Genomic DNA, 1,444 nt, shown 5'->3' on the forward strand with positions numbered 1-1,444 from the left:
CTTAACGTACAATCTACTTAAGTAAATTATTGTATTAAAACTTTAATTTAGACTATAATACAAAAGTCAACTAAATATATTAGTTTATAAATTTTAAAATTGCATAACTAAGCAACTTTTAAATAAAAATAAAGTTATGTAATATAGATAAATTTATAACTTCAAATAGAAATTTAATTAAACTATAATAATATAGAGGGAATAACAAAGGGAGGAAATAGAGATGAATAAATCTAAGGTATATTTTACTAATTTAAGAACTAATTCTAATATGACATTATTACAAAAGCTAGATAGATTAGTTAAAAAAGCAGGTATAGAAAATATTGATTTTAATGAAAAATTTGTAGCAATTAAAATTCATTTTGGAGAACCTGGGAATTTAGCATACTTAAGACCAAACTACTCTAAAGTAATAGTAGATTTGATAAAATCTAAAGGTGGAAAGCCATTTTTAACAGATTGTAACACTCTTTATGTAGGGAGAAGAAAAAATGCAATAGAGCATATGGATGCAGCCTATGAAAATGGATACAATCCATTTGCTACAGGATGTCATGTTATAATAGCTGATGGACTTAAAGGAACAGATGAAGCAATTATACCAGTTGAAGGTGGAGAATATGTTAAAGAAGCTAAAATTGGTCAAGCTATAATGGATGCAGATATATTTATAAGTATGAACCATTTTAAGGGGCATGAATCAACTGGATTTGGAGGCGCACTAAAAAATATAGGTATGGGATGTGGTTCTCGTGCTGGTAAAATGGAAATGCACTGTAGTGGAAAGCCAGTTGTAAATCAAGAAAGATGTTTATCTTGTGGTGCCTGTAAGAAGATGTGTGCACATAGTGCTATTAGCTTTAATGAAGATAAAAAAGCAAACATAGACCATGATAAGTGCGTTGGATGTGGAAGATGTATAGGAACTTGTAACTTTGATTCAATAGCAAACCCTGAATATTCTGCAAATGATATATTAAATAAGAAAATAGCTGAATACTCAAAGGCTGTTATTGACAAAAGAGAGCATTTCCATATAAGTTTTGTAGTTAATGTATCACCAAACTGTGATTGTCATAGAGAAAATGATGCAGCAATTATTCCTGATGTAGGTATGTTTGCATCATTCGATCCAGTTGCTCTTGATATGGCATGCGTTGATGCAGCTAACAAGCAAGTTGTTATAAGAGATAGTTATTTAGGTGAAAAGGAACAACATACACATGATCATTTTATAAATACTCATCCAGAAACTAACTGGGAAGTATGTATAGACCATGCTGTTAAGTTAGGATTAGGAAATAAAGAATACGAATTAATAGAAATATAAAAATAATATAGAACTAAATAAAAGTTGCCTTAAAATAATTAAAAGTATTTTGGGCAACTTTTTATTTATATTTATATAAAGATACAATTAAATTAAATATTTTAGACATAA

The 1,444-nt window shown here is 28.5% G+C and carries 1 protein-coding gene; it reads left to right on the plus strand.

Annotated elements, in window-relative coordinates:
- The first annotated feature begins 223 nt into the window (after positions 1 to 223).
- Positions 224 to 1,333, plus strand: a complete 1,110-nt coding sequence (locus tag G3997_RS03795; protein WP_296648365.1) for a DUF362 domain-containing protein — start codon at positions 224 to 226, stop codon at positions 1,331 to 1,333.
- The last annotated feature ends 111 nt before the right edge of the window (positions 1,334 to 1,444 follow it).

Origin of the sequence: Romboutsia sp. 13368 (assembly GCF_018336475.1) — a bacterium.
GTDB lineage: Bacteria > Bacillota > Clostridia > Peptostreptococcales > Peptostreptococcaceae > Romboutsia.